A 15,325-nucleotide genomic window follows, 5' to 3' on the forward strand; every position below is an offset into this window, starting at 1 on the left:
TTGTGACAAGCAGACCGGCGAGCCGGCTCTTTCCTAGCTTGCGATTTCCAGCCCCTCGCGGGACATTCCCTTGAACTCCGGCATCAGCGAGATCAGCTTGCGGCTGTACTCATGCTCGGCATTGGTAAACAGTTTTTCGGTCTCGGCCACTTCCACCAGATGACCGTGCTGCATCACGCCGATGCGATCGCACATCTGGCGGATCACCGGCAGATCGTGACTGATGAACAGCATGGTCAGCCCGAGTTCCTGCTGCAGATCCTTGAGCAGGTTGAGGATCTGGGCCTGTACCGACACATCCAGCGCCGAGGTGGGCTCGTCGCAGATGAGGAAGCGCGGCCGGGTCGCCAGGGCGCGGGCGATGGAGATGCGCTGACGCTGACCGCCGGAGAACTCGTGGGGATACTTGACCCCGGCACCGCGGCCGAGCCCGACGTGATCGAGCAGATCGTTGACGATGCCCTCGATCTGGCTCTCGCTGCCTGCCAGCTTATGGAAGCGGATGGGCTCGGCGATGATGTCACGCACCTTCATGCGCGGGTTCATCGAGGAGTAAGGGTTCTGGAACACCATCTGCATCTGGCGGCGCAGCGGACGGCGCTCGTGCTCCCCTTTCAGAGCCGTCAGATCGATCCCCTCGAAGAAGATCTTGCCGGTATCGGGCGGATAGAGGCCTGTGATGGCACGGGCTATGGTGGATTTGCCGGAACCCGACTCCCCCACCAGACCGAAGGTCTCCCCTTCGAAGATCTCGAAGCTGATGTTGTTGCAGGCGCGCACATACTGGCGGCGGCTCGGGAAGATGGAGTCCTTGGTGACGAACCTCAGATCCACGTTCTCCACCCGCAGCAGGGCCCCCTCGTAGGTGCGCTCGTCCTGACTCTGGCCGAGCCAGTGGGTCTTGAGATCGATATTGGTATCCGGCGCACTGGCATCCTCGATATAGGAGACCAGCGGGAAGCGCACCAGCTTGACGTCCGAGCGGGGCACAGCCGAGATGAGACTGCGGGTATAAGGGTGAGTGGGGCGACCCAGCACCTGTTCGGTGGTACCGAACTCAACCAGATCGCCGCGATACATGACCGCCACCTTGTCGGTGACGTTGGAGACCACCCCCATGTCGTGGGTCACCAGCATGCAGCCCACCTGACGCTCTTTGCAGAGGTTGCGGATGAGCTGGAGGATCTGATCCTGAATGGAGACGTCGAGGGCCGTGGTCGGCTCATCGGCGATGATGAGCTCGGGATCACACGACAGCGCGATGGCGATGACCACCCGCTGACGCATGCCGCCGGAAAACTGGTGCGGATACTGCTTGATGCGCAGCTCGGGCTGCGGGATCCCGACCGCGCCCATCAGCTCGATCGCCTTGGCAAAGGCGGCATCGTGAGAGAGCTTGGTATTGGCCAGTATGGTCTCCACCAGTTGCTGTTCTACGGTGAACAGCGGATTGAGGGAGGTCATGGGATCCTGGAAGATGAAACCGATGCGGGAACCACGGATGGCCCGCATCTCGTTCTGGCTCTTGCCGGAGATGAGTTCGCCGTTGAGATAGATGTCACCACGGGCGATGCGGCCCGGCGGGCTCAGCAGATCGATGACGGCATTGCCTATGGTGGATTTACCGGCGCCAGATTCGCCCACCACACCGACGATCTCCCCTTTTTCGACACACAAAGAGAGATCTTTGACCGCGGCCAGCACCCCATAGCGGGAGGGGTACTCGATCCGCAAGTTTTTCACTTCGAGCAAGGACATGTTTACCTCTGCGGGGGACATCCGTCCCAAATAATTCGTCCGTAAATCGGCCGCAGATGCCGGTTGTGCCTTGAGTACTGATCTTGAGTGCTTTTCTGAGTAATAAACGCTCAATCCATGAGGCAGCGAAACCAGCGATCCGGGCGGGTTTTTTGCATTTTTTTGGAATAACCCGCGAGTAACTTAGACGGTTTGACCGCGAGTGTAAATGATCGGGTTATACAATTTCGCAATACTTTGCTCAGTCAGTGGCCATTGCGGCAGTCATAAATGATGACTTGTGTCACATAACCAGACTATATGACCACCATCAAGATTTTTTAGTGCTTTTACTTTCAACAAAGACGCAACAGGCGGGAATAATCACTATTGGCACAATAGCATTAAGCTTCGAATGAGTAGTGAATATTTATGTGAAATGATTTTTTAACGGCAGCATATGCCGATGAATGAAAACTAAACAGAGCTATATAGGGGGATGCCAGGCTGGCGATCCCCCTTGCGGGGAGATTCACCCCAGCCAGTATGCCAGCAATTGCATACAAAACAGGGCGAACAGGCCGGCGATGAGATCGTCCAGCATGATGCCGAGTCCGCCGTGAATGCGGCGGTCGAACCAGGAGATGGGCCAGGGCTTGAATACATCGAACAGCCGGAACAGCACGAAGCCGGCCAGCACCCACTGCCAACCGGCTGGCGCCGCTATCATGGTCACGCCAAAACCTATCACCTCGTCCCAGACGATGGCACCGTGATCCGGCATGCCGATGGCATCGGTGGCACTCTGGCAGATACGAATGCCCGCCACGAACCCCACCGCCAACAGGGCGATGAACCAGGGCGTCGGCAGACCGCTCACCAGCAGATAGAGCGGAATGGCGACCAGCGTCCCCATGGTGCCCGGTGCCCTGGGGGAGAGACCTGAGCCAAACCCCACCGCCAGCAAGTGCAGCGGGTGCTTCAGGTTCAGTCGTGTCAGTTCGGGCTTTATCCTGAACAAGCTCATGCGAAGTGATCCCACCCTTTCAGTTGCAGTTCAACCACTTGCTCGCCTCTCAGGTAGTCGATGCCCACCTCGCCCGCTACGATGCGGCCGATGCGGGTGAACTTGACGCCACAGTTGGCCAGCGCCGTATCCAGCGCGCCGCGATACTCCTCCGGCACTGTGAAGCAGAGCTCGTAGTCATCGCCACCGGCCAGCGCCAGCTGCCAGGCATCCTGCTCGGGCACCGCATCCTGCAGCACGGGCGAGAGGGGCAACAGGCCGAGATCTATCTGTGCCCGCACCCCGGATGCCTTGAGGATGTGGCCAAGATCCGAGGAAAGCCCGTCGGAGAGATCCAGCGCACTGCTCGCCAGCCCGCGCAGGGCCTGCCCTGCCAGAATGCGGGGATGGGGATGATCGAGCCGTGGCAGCACGGCGGCCAGTTGGTTCTCGTTGAGGCTGCGCTTGCCGAGCAGATGGGAGAGCGCCAGGGCGGCATCCCCCAGGGTGCCGGTGACATAGATGCCGTCGCCGGCCTTGGCACCGCTGCGCATCAGGGCGCGACCGGCGGGGACGGATCCCTTCACCGAGACAGTGATGGAGAGCGGGCCGCGGGTCATGTCCCCACCCACCAGCGCCACGTTGTAGTATTCGGCCAGTTCGAGAAAGCCTTCGGCAAAGCCGGCGACCCAGGGTTCGTTGATGGCAGGCAGCGTCAGTGCCAGCGACACCCAGCGCGGCTCGGCGCCCATGGCGGCAAGGTCGGACAAATTGACCGCCAGCGCCTTGTAGCCGAGATCCACCGGATCCATGTCGGGGAAGAAGTGGACGCCGCTCACCAGGGTATCCGTGCTCACCGCCAGCTGAGTATCGGCCGGCAAGGTCAACAGGGCGCAGTCATCTCCAGGGCCCATCACCACGTCCTTGCGGGCGTGGGGGACCTTGAAGTACTTATCAATCAGCTCAAATTCACCCATACAGTAAAAAGCCAGCGGTTAGGCTGGCTCCTCTCTTAATGCTGACGGACAGCAGGATCAACGCTTGGCCAGCGTCTTGATCACCTTGTCCAGTACACCGTTGACAAACTTGTGGCTGTCATCGGCAGCAAAGGCCTTGGCCAACTCGATCGCTTCGTTGATCACCACACGCGGCGGCACATCATCACGACGGGTCAGCTCATAGGTCGCCAGACGCAGGATCGCCTTGTCCACCATGTCCACTTCTTCCAGCGGACGGGAGAGGAAAGGGGAAAACACCTTGTCCAGCTCGTTGCAGTGGAGGGCTACCCCGAACAGCAGATCTCGGAAATAGTTCAGGTCCACACCCTTGGTGTCCTGATCTATCTTGAACTGCTCTTCGATGTCGCCCACGTTGGCCCTGGTCATCTGCCACTGGTAGATGGCCTGGGTGGCGCAATGGCGGGCTTTACGGCGCTCGGACGGTTTCAATGTACTTCTCCTCGTTACACGTCCAGCTGTTTCAGGACGTTGATCATTTCGAGCGCGCTCAGTGCAGCCTCTGCACCCTTGTTACCCGCCTTGGTACCGGCGCGCTCGATGGCTTGTTCAATGTTTTCTGTGGTCAGTACGCCGAAGGCAACCGGAATTTCATATTCCATCATTACCTGGGCCAGGCCCTTGCCGTTCTCGCTCGCCACCAGCTCGAAGTGGTAGGTGCCACCACGGATGACGGTGCCCAGCGCGACTATGGCGTCGTATTGACCACTCTTGGCCAGCTTCTTGGCTGCCAGGGGGATTTCGACGGCGCCCGGCACGCGCACCAGGGTCAGATTGCTGTCCTGGATCTGGCCTTGACGCTTCAGCACGTCCACAGCACCGTCCACCAGGCTTTCGTTGATGAAGCTGTTGAAACGGGCAACGACAATAGCAACGCGCGCCTCAGGAGCGGCGATATTTCCTTCGATAACCTTCATTGGAAATCCTGTATCTGTGCAATCAAAAGGGGCCGGAGTCAAAAGTGCGCACATTCTAGCACAACAGACCCACGACAAAAACCATGGCCGCAACGGGCGGCCATGATCTCAATGTCATTCGAACGACGCGCTTATTCGCCCACGTATTCCACCACTTCCAGGCCGAAACCACCGAGGGCGTGATACTTCTTGGGGGAGCTCAACAGCCGCATCTTGCCGACCCCCAGTGTCTTGAGGATCTGGGAGCCCACGCCGACCCGGCGCGAGGTGCCCTGCCACTTGGCCCCTTCCGGTTGCAGCCCCTTGTCGGCAGCTTCAAAGCCCTTGACCCTGGCCAGCAACTCCTCGCCGTGGGCCTCGGCCCCCAGGATCACCAGCACGCCACCTTCCTGGGCGATGCGGGCCATGGATTTGGGCAACGGCCAGCTGCGGGCGGCGTGACGGTCGGTCAGCAGCAGATCGCTCAGCACGTCGTGCAGATGGACCCGCACCAGGGTCGGCTGCTCGGCCTGTACTTCGCCTTTCTTCAGAGCAAAGTGCACCTGGTTGTCTATGGTGTCGCGGAAGGTGATGAGGTCGAACTCGCCGTATTCGGTAGGCAGCTTGCACTCGGCCACCTTCTCGACCGTGGTCTCGTGCTGGTTGCGGTATTCGATAAGGTCGGCAATGGTGCCAAGCTTGATGCCGTGCTGCTCGGCGAAGATCTCCAAGTCAGGACGGCGCGCCATGGTGCCATCCTCGTTGAGGATCTCGACGATGACGGAGGCCGCCTCGTAGCCCGCCAGCCGGGCCAGATCGCAGCCCGCTTCGGTGTGACCGGCACGGGTCAGCACGCCGCCATCCTGCGCCATCAGCGGGAATATGTGGCCCGGCTGCACCAGATCGGCGGCCTTGGCATTGGGCGCCACCGCAGCCTGTACCGTGACGGCGCGATCGGCAGCCGAGATGCCTGTGGTCACCCCTTCTGCCGCTTCTATGGTGACGGTGAAGGCGGTGGAGAACTGGGCATTGTTGCGATCAACCATCAGCGGCAGCGCCAGCTGCTTGCAGCGATCCCGGGTCAGGGTCAGGCAGATGAGACCACGGCCATAGCGGGCCATGAAGTTGATATCCTCCGGGCGGACACAGGAGGCGGCCATGATGAGGTCCCCTTCGTTCTCCCTGTCTTCGTCATCCATCAGGATCACCATCTTGCCAGCCTTGATATCGGCAATGATTTCCTGGGTTGTGCTCAGCGCCATGGGTTACTCCATCAACATGCTTGGGGGATTGAGCCTGCCGGCTCGACTTGATACGGGATTATTCTGCTCTAGATGGGGGCACAAGGCCCCATTTCAATCGGAGCGGGATCACAGAAAAGCGTTTTTCCCGCGGCATCGGCCGTTACAGGAAGCCGGACCGGGCCAGCTTTTCCAGCGTCAGGGTCGATGACGAGCTGTCATGGGCCTTGCCTTGCATCAGTCGCTCCAGATAGCGGGCTATCTGATCCACCTCGAGATTCACGCTATGGCCCGGTTTCCAGCGGGCTATGGTAGTCTCCTGCGCCGTGTGGGGCACTATGGTGAGGCGGAACAAGTCCCCCTGCACGGCGTTGACCGTCAGGCTGATGCCGTCCACCGCGATCGAGCCCTTCTCTGCTATGTAGCGGGAGAGCGACCCTGGCGCCTTGATCCAGTATTCGATGGCGCGGCCGCTGCTGGACTTGCTCTTCACCTCCCCCACTCCGTCCACATGACCGGAGACCAGATGGCCGCCCAAGCGGGAGCTGGGCATCAGCGCCTTCTCCAGATTGACGGGATCGCCAACCTTGGCCGTGGCAAAGCCGGTGCACGACAGGGTCTCCAGCGACACGTCGGCGCTGTAGCGCTGGTCGCCAAGGCCAATCACAGTCAGGCAGACACCGTTGGTGGCGATGGAGTCACCCAGTTTGACGTCACTGAAATCCAGGGTCGGGGCCTGGACGGTGAGAACCATGTCTTCACCCTGGCGACGCAGCTCGGCCAGGGTGCCCACAGCTTCGATAATTCCGGTAAACATGCAGATCACCTTGCTGATGACGGGGCCGGGCAGGCCCCAGATAAACATTGAAAAGTCAGGCTATTTTCGCCGTGATGCGAATGTCCTGCCCCACCAGCCGCACATCCTTGACGTTGAGCTTGGGTGCCTGGAACAGCCGGGTGAGTTCGGGCAGATGGAACAGGCCACGCCCCTCATCCCCCATCAGTCTGGGCGCCTGGTAGAGCACCAGCTCATCCACCAGCCCCTTGTTCAGCAGGGCGCCACACAGCCGCGGCCCCGCCTCCACCAGCACCGAGTTGATGTGCTGCTTGGCCAGCAGCATGAAGAGGCTGACCAGATCCAGCTTGCCATCCAGCAGCGGCAGCTCCAGTTGCTGCACCCAAGCCGGCCAGTCGCCGGCAGCCTTGTGGCGAGCCAGCAAGACAGGGCCTGTGCTCTGGAACAGGGGCAGGTCCGGGGTGAGCCGGTTTTGCGAGTCGACTATGACCCGCAGCGGCTGGCGCAACGTCTCTTTGGGGTAGCTGGCCTTGACCGAGGGGGGCAGCTCGTCCCAGCGCACGGTCAGGGAGGCGCCATCGGCCAGCACGGTTTCGGCGCTGGAGAGCACGGCGTCGTGACGGGCCCGCAGTCGCTGCACATCGGCACGGGCCAGGGGCCCCGTTATCCACTGGCTCTCGCCGCTTGCCATGGCGGTGCGACCATCCAGGCTGGCGCCGAGCTTGACAGTCACCTGTGGGAAAGCGGTGCGCATCCGCTTGAAGAAGCCCGGATTGAGTGCCTCGGCCTCGGCGCTGAGCAGGCCGAAGTCAGTCTTGATGCCGGCCTCAGACAACATGCGCAGCCCGCGTCCACCCACCTCTGGATTGGGATCGACCATGGCGGCCACCACCCGGGTCACCCCGGCCTTGATCAGCGCCTCGGCGCAGGGCGGGGTACGGCCATAGTGGGAACAGGGTTCCAGGGTCACATAAGCGGTGGCGCCACGGGCCTGTTCACCGGCGGCATGCAGGGCATAGACCTCGGCATGGGGTTCGCCGGCACGCTTGTGCCAGCCCTCACCGACCACAACGCCGGCTTTCACCAGCACGGCACCGACGCAAGGGTTGGGCGCCGTGGTATAGCGGCCGCGGCGGGCCAGTTCGAGGGCCCGACTCATCCATTGGTAATCATCTTGACTAAACATCTGAGCTCCCGTTCAAAGCGAGAAAATGGGCGTTGCAGGTTCGATTAGCGCAGCGAGATCGGACGTTGAGAAAGCTTGTTTCTCCAACTTCGTAATCTCTTCGCCGCTTCTTGCCATAAACAAGGCGAATCTCTTCGACGCCGCGATAGGGGGAAACGAAGCAGATATCAGCTTGCCCACCCGACTGCGTTACTTCTCCAGCTTGGCGATCTCTTCGCCAAATTCACGAATGTCTTCGAAGCTGCGATAGACGGAGGCGAAGCGGATATAGGCGACCTTGTCCAGGCCCTTGAGCTCATCCATCACCAGGTTGCCCACCAGCTGGGAGGCGACTTCGCGCTCACCTGTGGCCCGCAGGCGGGACTTGATGTGATTGACCCCCTTCTCGATGGCCTCCATGCTCACCGGCCGCTTCTCCAGTGCCCGCAGTATGCCGGCACGCAGCTTGTCTTCGTTGAAGGGTTCACGGGAGCCGTTGGACTTGATGACGCGGGGCATCACCAGCTCGGCCATCTCGAAGGTAGTGAAGCGCTCGTGACAGAGCAGACACTCACGACGGCGGCGCACCTGATGGCCTTCTGCCACCAGACGGGAATCGATCACCTTGGTATCAACGGCACTACAGAAAGGGCAATGCATCTGACCTCCGGCGTTAACTGAAAAGGCACCTGCCCCGCGGGGTCAGGATCTTGGTCGGCCAGTGTAGCACGGCCATCCAAAGCCGGTAAAAGCCCAGAAAAACAATATGTCACCGCAGCTGCGCCTTGGCCGTCTCAGCCAGTGCGCAGCGCCTCTATGGCCTCGCCTGGCAACCAGAGCACAGTATTTGCATCCCCCTCGATCAGCGCAACGATGGCCTCTCTCGGGCCTGTTTGCCAGGCCTCGGTCCCATAGAATGCCGCCTGGGAGCGGTTCAGATGCTCAAGGTCATCGTAGGCCCGCATCAGAAAATAGGCGTCCGGATCATGCAAGGAGGGGCCATGGCTCACCACATCCATCCCCCAGGCAAGGTGCAAGGGCAGGCTCTGCTCGGTAACCAGCCGATGAAAAGCCGCACGGCTCCCGGCCTTGAGCCGATAGCTCCGGATCTCCAGCACTCGCTTCATCACGCTTTCTCCTGCTAAAAAATGGTGTAAAAAGGTCCGTATGGCGCCATTCGGTCGACCTGAGGCTCAATCGTCATAGGGCAAGGCGTCGGGGTCGCAGTCCACATGGTCGGGCGCAGGGTCTTGCTCGAACTGCACCGCATCGATATGGGTGTGGCCCTGCATCAGCGCCTTGCTCACCCTGTGCATGCCATCCATGACCCTGCCCGCACTGTCCAGAATGATGGGATAGGCGAGGTCGGCGGCCAGCATCAGCTGACAGTGCTCGACTATGCTGCGCACCGTGGGCCGGATGTTCCCATGCCCGTACCAGTGATCCCTATCGAGCTCCGCGATCTGCGAGAGCGGCACAGCTTGCACCGGCAGCCCGCGGCTCAGCCGCACCAGACGGCGCACATCCCATGCCAGCAGGCCCTCGGGGCTATCGCGAAAATGGTACTGGGCACGGATGGCAGAGATGAGTTCCTCATCACTGATCGCGGTCTGATTTGGCATGGTGCCTCCTCTGTCGGTCGAATGAGTACAGCCCTATGGCAAGGCCGGAGCAGAAACAACAATGCCACCCTGGGGTGGCATTGTTTTTATACCAGAGTCTCTGGCGTATCAGGCATAAACCGGGAAACGACGGCAGATATCCAGTACCTGCTCGCGCACTGTGGCCAGCACGGCATCGTTGTCATGGTTGTCCAGCACGTCGCAGATCCAGTTGGTCAGCTGGATGGACTCGGCTTCCTTGAAACCACGGCGGGTGATGGCCGGAGTACCGATCCGCACACCCGAGGTGACGAAGGGAGAGCGCGGGTCGTTCGGCACCGAGTTCTTGTTGACCGTGATGTTGGCCTTGCCAAGGGCGGCATCGGCTTCTTTACCGGTCAGCTCGCGGCCGATCAGGTCAACCAGCATCAGATGGTTGTCGGTACCGCCGGAGACGATCTTGTAACCACGCTCGATGAAGGTGGCCGCCATGGCCTTGGCGTTTTTCACTACCTGAGCCTGATAGGTCTTGAACTCGGGCTCAAGCGCTTCCTTGAACGCCACGGCTTTACCGGCGATGACGTGCATCAGCGGGCCACCCTGGCCGCCCGGGAAGACGGCGGAGTTCAGCTTCTTGTAGAGCTCTTCGTCGTCGGCGGCGGAGAGGATCAGGCCACCACGGGGACCGGCCAGGGTCTTGTGGGTGGTGGAGGTGACCACGTGGGCGTGAGGCACAGGGTTCGGGTAGACGCCAGCGGCAATCAGACCGGCCACGTGCGCCATATCGACGAACAGCCAGGCACCGATCTTATCGGCGATTTCGCGCATGCGCGCCCAGTCAACCACACCTGAGTAGGCGGAGAAGCCACCTATCATCATCTTCGGCTTATGCTCGACCGCCAGACGTTCCATCTCGTCATAGTCGATCTTGCCGGACTCATCGATGCCGTAAGGAATGATGTTGTACAGCTTGCCGGAGAAGTTCACCGGTGAGCCGTGGGTCAGGTGACCACCGTGGGCCAGGTTCATGCCCAGCACGGTATCGCCCGGCTGCAGCAGGGCCATGTAGACGGCGCTGTTGGCCTGGGAGCCGGAGTGCGGCTGCACGTTGGCATAGGTGGCACCAAACAGTTCCTTGGCGCGCTCGATGGCCAGGGTTTCGACCACGTCGACGTACTCGCAACCACCGTAGTAGCGCTTGGCCGGATAGCCTTCGGCGTACTTGTTGGTCAACTGGGAGCCCTGGGCTTCCATGACGCGGGGGCTGGTGTAGTTCTCAGACGCGATCAGCTCGATATGCTCTTCCTGACGACGGGTCTCGTCTGTGATGGCCTGCCACAGCTGGGGATCATAGCCTGCGATGGTCATGTCACGTTTCAACATCCGTTTCTCTCCTGAAAATCGTTTGCGCGTTAGGTGAAGTGGGCAGCGGCATTGTAACGTGAGCGAGATCAAAGAGACAGTCCAACCACCCAAAAATTTGTTTAAAAAATGTAAAATGTGTCGCAAGTATCCAAGCCAGCGTCAGTTGCCCAGTCTCCCGAGCGGGGGCCGGTCAAGGCCCTCTTTCCCATGCATCCTTCCCTGCTGTTCACTCCTCCACAGCGCAGCAAGCCGCCGCAAGCACAGCCAACAAACAGCAAAAACCAGAGCCGGATCATGGATATAGCGTTTACTAACAGATAACATCTTTGCGGGGCACAGTGGTTGCCCAGCCAAGATGGAGGCTAACAATGCCGAGCAAGGCCCTCACCCTGCTCCCGATGGATCTGGATCTGCACCTTCCCCTGGCGCGCCCCCTCCGCCAGCACACCTGCCGACCCTGGGTTGGTGGCGACGACCGCCTGACTGAGCCGCCCAGCCGCCGCCGGCCGCCCCATTGCAACGCCATGTTCCCGACCCACTTCCGCCTCTCTCTTCCTTCTCTGCACCGGCTCTATACGGGAGTACGCCATGATGGATAACCTGATGCTTTTTCTGATCATATCGGTATTCGCTGTTTTCTATTGGGTCTACTATACCGGCAGTCGCAAGAGCCCCTTTACCCACCAGTGGGAGGCCTTGCCCACCCGGGAGCAGTATCTGGCCGCCCATCCGGAGGCCATCGATGGCGATATCATCTTCTGCATTCATTGCGGCCATCATGAGCAACTGGACGTCGGCCTGCTGCATCAGACCGACTTCCGGCGCCAGCATATCTGCACCCGTTGCAAGCAGGCGCTCTACCGCGAAGAGCGCTGAATCATCAGCCAAGGAACCGCAAGATGAAACAATTGACCGCCAGCTGCCTGTGTGGCGCCGTGGCCCTGAGCCTGCCCGACCGGTTCGACTACCTGGGCAACTGCCACTGCTCCGAGTGCCGCAAGTTCTCCGGTGCCGATTACGCCCCGGTCGGCGGACTGGACGGTGACAAGGTCACTGTCACCCGTGGTGAAGAGGCCATCAGCCGCTTTCAGAAATCCCCCGAGACCCGCCTCGCCTTCTGCCGCCACTGCGGCTCCAGCCTGTTCAGCGAGAAGCGCAGCAGCGGCAAGCTGAACCTGCGCCTCGGCATCCTCAACGAGGCGCCGACCCAGCGACCCGGCTTCCACATCTTCGTTGGATCCAAGGCCCCCTGGCACGAGATCTGTGATGCGCTGCCGCAGTTCGAGGCCCGCCCCACCCCCTGACGCCGTCGCCGACATGCCCTGAAAACGTCGCCTCCGGCGGCGTTTTTGCTGGCCTGTTCGGTGAATTGTCACCTATGGGTTAACTTTTCTGCCAAAGCCGTTAGAATCGGGCTCACTCTGTTTCCCGCTTGCCATCCACGGAGGAAAAATGCAGGAATTTCTGGCCACTAGCGAACGTCGGGCCGAACTGTACTGGTGGTTTGCCACCCTGTTTAGCGCCCAGCTCAGCGATGAACAGATCGCCGAATACGACAGCTACGATGTGCGAAGCTTCCTGAAGAGCCTCTCCACGCTGGATCCCATGCGCCCGGCCGTCGCCGAGCTCAACGAGGCCATAGCCCGCCTGCTGGTGCGCCCGGATCGGGCCCGAGCCCTGGCAGCCGATTTCAAGGCGCTGTTTCTGGCCGACCCGGCCGTTCAGCCTTATGAATCCGCCCATCTGACGGCCGCATCCCTGCTACGCATGCAGCAACGGCTGGCACGGCTCGCCATCGACGTCAGCGCCAAGTACCCGCAGCCGGTCGATCATCTGGGAGTCGAACTGGATCTGATGGGCAATCTCATCATACGCGCCGCCGAAGCCACCAGTGCCGATCAGCGTGAGCTGTGGCTCGGCGAGCAGGAAGAGTTGCTGCACACTCATCTGCTGGTCTGGTTCCCCCATTTCGAGGCCGCCTGCCGCGCCGCCGATCCATTCGGCTTCTATGGCGCCAGCGCCCGCCTGCTGGGGGTATTCCTCACCATGGATGCCAACTACCTCAGCCTGGTCAAACCGGCCCCTTCCGCCGACTGAGTCGATGAAAACCGCCCTGTTGCTGATCGCCTGCTGGCTGCTGACCCTGATCCCGCAGGATCAGGGTCTGACGCCGCTCTTCAGCCTGCTGTTCCATCCGGACAGAGACTTGTATGGTACGGCACAGCTCACCGGCTTTGGCGGCATATTGCTGACCCTCTACCTCGCCAACCTGGGGGTGGAGGTGGTACTGCGCCGCCGCTTTCAGATAGCCGGCATGCTCACCCTGCTGGCCGCCTGGATAGGTTTTATCAATGCCAGCGGCAGCGAGGCCCACTGGCTCTTGTTACTTGCCCTCTCCCTGCCCTTTCAGGTGCTCGGCCTGCTGGTACTGGCGCGCGGCATTCAGGCATTCGGCCGCCAAAAGGGCTGAAAAAGCGCCAAAAGTATTACAAATCATGACAGCCGGATCCGCAGATACCCCGTTATCGCGGGGCTGACGCAACCACAGCCGGTAACATCCGCTTACATTCAGCTCCCATTCAGTTTTGTTGCAACCGTTATAGTGCCGCTCCTTTTCCCACCGATACAGGAGCAACCCCATGCCTCCACAGGACGCACGCATCACGGGTCTCGACCTGTTGCGAGGGCTCGTCATCTTCATGGCCGTCTTCGAGCACTACACCGGCTACCTCAACTACTGGTACATCGACTTCTTCACCCGGGAACAGGCCCTGTGGGACAGCTTCTATCTGTCGCACAAGGCCATGGCCGGCCATCTGCTGCCCATGGATCACACCACGGCCCAGGTCTCGGCCTGGCTCATTCCCTGGGTGAGCCAGATCTACCTGGCCCTGGCGGCCTTCAACCTGAGCCGTCGCGATCAGGCCAGCTTCAGACCGCAGCTGGGCGGCAAGCTGGTGCTGTTTGCCAGCATCATTCTGGTGCTCTATGTCGAAGGACTGGTCATAGCCCCCAACTTCGGCGAGGCCATCTCCTTCTATCCGGTCATGCTGTGGATGTGCCTGCTGGCGCTCTTCTCGCTGGTCTACGCCTGGTTCGGCATTCGCGGCATGCTGCTGCTGACCCTGCTCAGCCTGCTGCTGGATCAACTCGGCGTGCAGACCCTGCTCGGCCACATCGACGGCTGGATGAAGCTGCATGTGCACCCCGACTACGAGCTGGATGCCCGCCTCGATCTCTTCATGGCCAGCGGCTGCTTCGGCTTCCTGTATGGCTGGTGCTGGCATCAGCGCCCCCAATGGCGGGATCGCCTCAACAGCCTGGTGCTCACCCTCTCCCTCATAGCCCTCGCCGTTTACCTGGTGTTTGGCGAGAGCAGTTCAGTCGAGCTCAACGACATCTACGCCAACGAGCATGAGCTGGCGATGGACATGACGGGCCGCGCCGGGATCTGGGGCATGGAGTTTCTGGTGATCGGGGTCGTGCTCTGGCTGCATCAGCGCAACATCCGCCTGTGCTGGCGCCCGCTCAACTGGATCGGCATGTATTCGCTGACCGTCTTCATCTTCCACAAGAGCATCTTCGTGCACCTGTGGGGCCCCTTGCTGCTGTGGTGGACTGCGCGCCAGGGCACCATATTGCCCAACAGCTTCGGCCTCATCATGGCACTCAGCGCCACCAGCGTGCTGCTCATCTACGCCTTCCAGCGCTCCGGCATCATCTGCCACCTGATGGGCATGCATCAGGACAGAGACTGGGTGCGGCTCTATGGCAAGTAGTCATCGCTGGCTGCTGCTGGCCCTTGCCCTGGCGTTGCCCCTGTCAGCCAAGGAGCCGGACAACCAGTGGCAAGTGGGCGGCCAGTGGCAGCTTGGCAGCAATCAGGCGGGGGTCAGCACCGACGCCAGCATGCAGTTCTGGCTCGCCTATGAACGGGAGACCCAGGTCGGCCTGCTCTTCGCCGATGGCCAGAGCGCCGGGCTGGCCTTGCCGCTATATAAAAAGAGCTTCTTTGCGGTCGGCGTCGCTCCCATGCAGGTGGTCGATCGTACTCGCTTCAGCGCGCTCTGGCGCCTCGGCTGGCAGCTGGACGAGGATCATCAGCTGACCCTGGGCCAGCTCTATGATGTCACCGGCCGCTATGGCCAGATCTGGTATATGGAGCACAGCCTGCCGCTGCCGGCAGCCCTCTCCCTCAACCTCTGGCTGACCCGGGGCAGTCAGGCGCACATGGCAGCCTATGATGCCGATGCGGGTTGGCGGGACTGGGGGCTCACGCTGGAGCGCAGCTGGGCCTGGCAGCAGTGGCGGCTTGGCACCGAGCTCGGGGCCAAGCAGTGGCTGATCAAGGAGCACGACTGGCAGCCTGTGGTGTACCTGACCCTGAGCTATCGCTTCAGCTGGTAGCGCCCCCACCACGGCACCTTTGACAAGCCAACCCCTGAACGGGTCAGGCACCAGATAGGGGGCAAATGCAGCCCCCTCTCTTCCCTCCAAAGCGC

General features: G+C 61.0%; 19 protein-coding genes. 7 read left to right on the plus strand and 12 right to left on the minus strand.

The features are described from left to right. Positions 1 to 33: 33 nt before the first annotated feature. The 12 genes from AACW87_RS13870 to glyA all read right to left on the minus strand — a co-directional run bounded on the left by AACW87_RS13870 (position 34) and on the right by glyA (position 10,841). Positions 34 to 1,758, minus strand: a complete 1,725-nt coding sequence (locus AACW87_RS13870) for a dipeptide ABC transporter ATP-binding protein (RefSeq protein ID WP_043555038.1) — start codon at positions 1,756 to 1,758, stop codon at positions 34 to 36. Between the two features lie 511 nt (positions 1,759 to 2,269). Then, a complete protein-coding gene (locus tag AACW87_RS13875; protein ID WP_043555036.1) occupies positions 2,270 to 2,764 on the minus strand; it encodes a phosphatidylglycerophosphatase A family protein in 495 nt (164 codons plus the stop codon). Next, on the minus strand, positions 2,761 to 3,720 hold the full coding sequence (thiL, locus tag AACW87_RS13880) for a thiamine-phosphate kinase (protein ID WP_043140161.1): 960 nt from the start codon (positions 3,718 to 3,720) through the stop codon (positions 2,761 to 2,763). Before thiL ends, AACW87_RS13875 begins: the two co-directional genes overlap by 4 nt. 57 nt (positions 3,721 to 3,777) lie before the next feature. Further along, complete coding sequence (gene nusB, locus AACW87_RS13885) at positions 3,778 to 4,191, minus strand: transcription antitermination factor NusB (protein WP_042035824.1); 414 nt, start codon at positions 4,189 to 4,191, stop codon at positions 3,778 to 3,780. A 14-nt stretch (positions 4,192 to 4,205) separates the two neighbouring features. Beyond that, complete coding sequence (ribH, locus tag AACW87_RS13890) at positions 4,206 to 4,676, minus strand: 6,7-dimethyl-8-ribityllumazine synthase (protein ID WP_042866640.1); 471 nt, start codon at positions 4,674 to 4,676, stop codon at positions 4,206 to 4,208. A gap of 131 nt (positions 4,677 to 4,807) precedes the next feature. Beyond that, positions 4,808 to 5,917, minus strand: a complete 1,110-nt coding sequence (gene ribBA / locus AACW87_RS13895; RefSeq protein ID WP_043140152.1) for a bifunctional 3,4-dihydroxy-2-butanone-4-phosphate synthase/GTP cyclohydrolase II — start codon at positions 5,915 to 5,917, stop codon at positions 4,808 to 4,810. Between the two features lie 142 nt (positions 5,918 to 6,059). After that, entirely contained in the window at positions 6,060 to 6,713 is a 654-nt protein-coding gene (locus AACW87_RS13900) for a riboflavin synthase (protein WP_241278575.1), read from the minus strand. A 55-nt stretch (positions 6,714 to 6,768) separates the two neighbouring features. Beyond that, entirely contained in the window at positions 6,769 to 7,878 is a 1,110-nt protein-coding gene (gene ribD / locus AACW87_RS13905) for a bifunctional diaminohydroxyphosphoribosylaminopyrimidine deaminase/5-amino-6-(5-phosphoribosylamino)uracil reductase RibD (RefSeq protein WP_241325234.1), read from the minus strand. A gap of 189 nt (positions 7,879 to 8,067) precedes the next feature. Further along, entirely contained in the window at positions 8,068 to 8,517 is a 450-nt protein-coding gene (gene nrdR, locus AACW87_RS13910; protein ID WP_042866644.1) for a transcriptional regulator NrdR, read from the minus strand. Positions 8,518 to 8,651: 134 nt separating this feature from the next. After that, positions 8,652 to 8,984, minus strand: a complete 333-nt coding sequence (locus AACW87_RS13915) for an NIPSNAP family protein (RefSeq protein WP_098982781.1) — start codon at positions 8,982 to 8,984, stop codon at positions 8,652 to 8,654. Between the two features lie 66 nt (positions 8,985 to 9,050). Next, complete coding sequence (locus AACW87_RS13920; RefSeq protein WP_241325235.1) at positions 9,051 to 9,479, minus strand: hypothetical protein; 429 nt, start codon at positions 9,477 to 9,479, stop codon at positions 9,051 to 9,053. A gap of 108 nt (positions 9,480 to 9,587) precedes the next feature. Next, a complete protein-coding gene (glyA, locus tag AACW87_RS13925; RefSeq protein ID WP_043555030.1) occupies positions 9,588 to 10,841 on the minus strand; it encodes a serine hydroxymethyltransferase in 1,254 nt (417 codons plus the stop codon). 350 nt (positions 10,842 to 11,191) lie between these two features. On the opposite strand from glyA, the gene AACW87_RS13930 reads away from it, so the two are divergent. The 7 genes from AACW87_RS13930 to AACW87_RS13960 all read left to right on the plus strand — a co-directional run bounded on the left by AACW87_RS13930 (position 11,192) and on the right by AACW87_RS13960 (position 15,230). Then, positions 11,192 to 11,422 carry a hypothetical protein gene (locus tag AACW87_RS13930; RefSeq protein WP_241325236.1) on the plus strand — a complete coding sequence of 77 codons (231 nt, stop codon included), beginning with the start codon at positions 11,192 to 11,194 and terminating at the stop codon, positions 11,420 to 11,422. Next, the gene (locus AACW87_RS13935; protein WP_241325237.1) at positions 11,412 to 11,699 is read left to right on the plus strand and encodes a hypothetical protein; all 288 of its coding nucleotides are present in this window, start codon (positions 11,412 to 11,414) and stop codon (positions 11,697 to 11,699) included. The genes AACW87_RS13930 and AACW87_RS13935 overlap by 11 nt, the downstream gene beginning before the upstream one ends. 23 nt (positions 11,700 to 11,722) lie before the next feature. Continuing rightward, a complete protein-coding gene (locus AACW87_RS13940; protein ID WP_241325238.1) occupies positions 11,723 to 12,127 on the plus strand; it encodes a GFA family protein in 405 nt (134 codons plus the stop codon). A 148-nt stretch (positions 12,128 to 12,275) separates the two neighbouring features. After that, complete coding sequence (gene torD, locus AACW87_RS13945) at positions 12,276 to 12,920, plus strand: molecular chaperone TorD (RefSeq protein ID WP_043140137.1); 645 nt, start codon at positions 12,276 to 12,278, stop codon at positions 12,918 to 12,920. Positions 12,921 to 12,924: 4 nt separating this feature from the next. Beyond that, on the plus strand, positions 12,925 to 13,293 hold the full coding sequence (locus AACW87_RS13950) for a hypothetical protein (RefSeq protein ID WP_241278579.1): 369 nt from the start codon (positions 12,925 to 12,927) through the stop codon (positions 13,291 to 13,293). A 169-nt stretch (positions 13,294 to 13,462) separates the two neighbouring features. After that, entirely contained in the window at positions 13,463 to 14,602 is a 1,140-nt protein-coding gene (locus AACW87_RS13955; protein WP_103470908.1) for a hypothetical protein, read from the plus strand. Then, positions 14,592 to 15,230 carry a MipA/OmpV family protein gene (locus AACW87_RS13960; RefSeq protein ID WP_241325239.1) on the plus strand — a complete coding sequence of 213 codons (639 nt, stop codon included), beginning with the start codon at positions 14,592 to 14,594 and terminating at the stop codon, positions 15,228 to 15,230. Before AACW87_RS13955 ends, AACW87_RS13960 begins: the two co-directional genes overlap by 11 nt. Positions 15,231 to 15,325: the final 95 nt, after the last annotated feature.

The sequence above is a fragment of the Aeromonas sp. MR7 genome, assembly GCF_963899385.1.
GTDB lineage: Bacteria > Pseudomonadota > Gammaproteobacteria > Enterobacterales > Aeromonadaceae > Aeromonas > Aeromonas bestiarum.